Source organism: Candidatus Syntrophosphaera sp. (genome assembly GCA_019429425.1).
Taxonomy (GTDB): Bacteria; Cloacimonadota; Cloacimonadia; order Cloacimonadales; family Cloacimonadaceae; genus Syntrophosphaera.
In genome coordinates this window covers 1-3835 of record JAHYIU010000126.1, presented here as the reverse complement: position 1 = coordinate 3835, position 3835 = coordinate 1, and the positions used below count along the sequence as shown (strand labels likewise).

Genomic DNA, 3835 nt, shown 5'->3' with positions numbered 1-3835 from the left:
AGCCACAAGGCTTTTGAACAGCTCGGTCTGGAACTGGGGGACACCGTCACCCTGATCGGTTCAACTGTTTACGGCGCCATGGCGATGCAGAATTTCCAGGTGGCCGGAGCCGTGGATTTCGGCATCTCAGCCTTGGATACGGGAGCCGTTGTAGCGGACATCGCGGATATCGCCTCGATGTACGATATGCCTGGCGGCGCGGGCGAGATCCTGGCCTTTTTCCGGCATGGCGAGAACAAGCAACGGGAAGTGAAAGAAATCCGCGACGACTTCAACTCCCGGTTCTCCGGCGAAGACGAGTTCGACCCCGTGATGTTGACCATGATGGAGCAGAACAACCTTGGCTATTTGCTGAAGGTGATGGACGATTCCCTGGGTATCATGGGATTGGTGTTCATCATCCTGCTGGGCATCGTGCTCTGGAATTCGGGATTGATGAACGGCATCCGCCGCTGGGGAGAATTTGGTGTACGTCTGGCCATCGGCGAGCGCAAGGCGCAGGTATACAGGTCCCTTTTGGGCGAAGCTCTCGTGATCGGGGTCGTGGGTTCGGTCATCGGCATCATTATGGGCGGGCTGATCAGCCTCTATTTCCAGAAATACGGCTTCGACATGACCGCCTACAGCCAGAACTCGACCATCGCCGCGAACAACATCATCCATACAAAACTGAATCTGGAGGTTATCCTGACCAGCCTCATCCCCGGCATTCTGGCAACTGTCCTGGGCGCAGCCCTGGCCGGGATCGCCATTTTCAAACGCCAGACCTCGCAACTGTTCAAGGAGCTTGAAACATGAAACATTTTATCCTGCTGCTGCTTTTCTCCGCCGGCCTCCTCTGGGCGGCGCAGCCTGATCCCGCAGCCATCCTCAAGGCCATCGACGCGAACATGACCGCTTCCTCCGCCAAAAGCGTCACCCGCATGGTCATCCACGGCAAGCGCTCCTCCCGCACGGTGGAATCGATAAACTGGTCCCAGGGCAGGGATAAATTCTACACCGAATACACCGCCCCGCCCCGCGAAAAGGGCACCAAGATGCTCAAGGTGGGGGACAACCTCTGGATCTACGATCCCGGCACCGACCGCACCATCCAGATCTCCGGAAACATGCTCAAGCAATCCGTGATGGGCAGCGACCTTTCCTACGAGGATTTCATGGAGGATACGAGCCTGGAAGAGGATTACGCGGCCGTCATCGATAAAGATGCCACCTACGAGGGCAGAGAATGCTGGGTCATGACCCTGACGGCGAAAAAGCCCGGCCTGGCCTATCAAACCTGCAAACTCCACGTGGATAAGGAGCGCAACGTCATCCTCTACGAACAGCTTTACGCCAAGAGCGGGAAACTGCTCAAATCCGTCGCATACTCCGATGTCGCCAAAACCAGCAGCCGCTGGTATCCCCGCCGCGTCCTTTTCAAAGACGAACTCAAGGAGGGCAAAGGGACCGAGTATTTCGTGGACAGCATCGAGTTCGACGTCAGCATTCCGGCGGCCACTTTCACCAAGGCGATGCTGAAAAAGTGAATACCAGTTCCCAGGAGCGCTAAAAAACAGGTTGACTGATATAGCAGGACCAGATATAAGGAAAAAACGAGTCAATTTGAAAAAGGAAAAGGTGGACACGATGACCACAAAAACCAAGAAAGAAGCAGTTTCAGGGCTGTTTACCGGCCTCAGCGAGGATCTCGTCCGGGACTTCACCCATGACCTCAAGACAGTCAAATATGGCAAAGGCAAAACGATCCTGCTCGAAAACGAATCCGGTGCTTGCCTCTATGAAATTAAAAAAGGCAGGGTGGAGGTCAGCAAGGCCCTGGAAAGCAAGGAAACGCCCTTTGCCCAGCTTTCCGAGATGAAGGTTGGGGATTTCTTCGGCGAGATGAGCCTGCTCACCGACTCGCCCCGCTCCTGCACCGTGACAGCCCTCACCGACGTCGAGCTGCTGGAGATCCCCAAGGACGACTTCATCCGCCTCAGCTTAACCCAGCCGATCGTGATGTTCAACCTCATCCGCATCCTCTCCACCCGACTCCGCGTCACCAATGAGCGCTTCACGGAACTGATGAACGAGATGATCCGCAAAAACCGCCTCATGGCCATTGGAATGACGGCCAGCAAGATCATCCACGACATCAAGACCCCCCTCACCGTGATCGTGCTCACCGCCCAGCTCATCGAAAGCCTCTTTCCGGACAGCCAGGAATTCACTTCCAGCATCGTCAGGCAGACCAAACTGGTGGACGAATTGGTGCGCGAGACACTGGATTACGTCAAGGGAACACCCCAGCCCATCCTGGTGCAGAAAGTTGACATGGACGCCTTCCTCAAAGACCTCAAGGATACCTACGGCGCCTCGCTGAAAAGCCGCGAGATCAAACTGGTGGTGGAAAACAAATGCAGCCAGCACGTCTATTTCGACGAAGAACGCATCCGCCGCGTGATCATCAACCTCCTCCGCAACAGCTCTGAAGCGATCGAGGAGAAAGGCGAGATCAGGATCAGCGCCAATCTGGCCTCGAACTGGCTGCAGATCAGCGTGATCGACAACGGGCCCGGCATCCCGGATAGCATTGCCTCGGACCTCTTCAAACCCTTCGTGACCTACGGCAAGCCCAACGGCACCGGCCTCGGCCTGCCCATCTGCGAAAAGATGGTGCAGGAACACTCCGGCCGCATGGATTACTACCCCGTCCAGCCCCACGGCGCCCGTTTCGACATCCGCCTCCCCCAAAACCTGAACTGATCACGCAATTTCGCCTATCCGGCCGCCCGGGCCGGAACTGTGGCGATCTGGTGCCGCCCAGGGAACCAAAGCTTGTCCCCGTGGAACTTTGGCCGTACACACCCCCAATATTGTTCGGGATGTGTACGCTGAATTCAGCACCGGCATAGTGTCCAGGCTTAAGGCACATGGCTGGGTTAACTGGCCGGGGTCGGTGGCCTGCCTCATAATAATGGCAAAATGGAACAATTATTGCGTTATATAAAGGAAAAAATTCTGGAGACGCCACGTGAAGCGAATTAGCTTGATCCTGCTTGTCATCTGCGCGCTGGCCCTTGCCTGGGCCGATGCCGCCAGAGAAAACCAAAATACGCCCCGTCCGGCTTATGCCGCCGACCTCATAAAGATAAAACTCAGCCCCGAAGCCATTCTCAGGGCCGATCTGCCCACCGGCCTCTATGCAGAAGCCGCCCGGTTCGGCCTGGAAGAGCTCGACCGGCTGATGCTGGAAACCGGAGCGACTGCCGTGATCAGGGCGCATCGGCGCTTGAACGACAAAGCCTGGGAAGCCGCGCACGGCTTCGACCGCTGGTTCCTGGTCCGCCTGAATGGGAAAATGGCTGCGGAGCAGGCTTTGGCAGAGTTCAAGGCCAGCCCTTTCGTCGAGGATTCCAGCTTCGAGCATTTCGCCTACACCCAGTTTACCCCCAATGACAGCTACTACGCCCAGAACTGGGGCCACAACAACACAGGCCAGGGCCCCGGCGGCGGCGGAGCGGGCTTTGACAGCAACGCGCCCGAGGCCTGGGACCAGCAGCAGGTCTTCGGCTCGCCGGATATCGTCATCGCCATCATCGACACCGGAGTCAACTACAACCATCCCGACCTCAACGACAACTGCGTCCCCGGCTACGATTACGGGTCGAATGACGACAATCCCATGGACAGCAACGGCCACGGCACCCAGTGCGCCGGAGTTGCTGCCGGAGAGGCCAACAACGGGATCGGGGTGGCCGGAGTGGCCGGCGGCTGCAGCATCATGCCGGTCAAGGTGATGAACAACAGCGGCCAGATGACCTTCACTTCCATCACCAACGGCATCACCCAC

At 57.4% G+C, this 3835-nt stretch carries 4 protein-coding genes; all 4 read left to right on the top strand.

Annotated features, from left to right (window positions below):
* Positions 1-798 (top strand): FtsX-like permease family protein (locus tag K0B87_09460; GenBank protein MBW6514962.1); only part of this gene is annotated, 798 nt, incomplete at its 5' end.
* Positions 795-1529 (top strand): outer membrane lipoprotein-sorting protein, encoded by a 735-nt coding sequence (locus tag K0B87_09455; protein MBW6514961.1) that lies wholly within the window; start codon positions 795-797, stop codon positions 1527-1529. The genes K0B87_09460 and K0B87_09455, both read left to right, overlap by 4 nt.
* A 100-nt stretch (positions 1530-1629) precedes the next feature.
* Positions 1630-2748 (top strand): cyclic nucleotide-binding domain-containing protein, encoded by a 1119-nt coding sequence (locus K0B87_09450; protein ID MBW6514960.1) that lies wholly within the window; start codon positions 1630-1632, stop codon positions 2746-2748.
* Positions 2749-3016: 268 nt separating this feature from the next.
* On the top strand, positions 3017-3835 hold an 819-nt coding region (locus K0B87_09445; GenBank protein MBW6514959.1), incomplete at its 3' end, for a S8 family serine peptidase.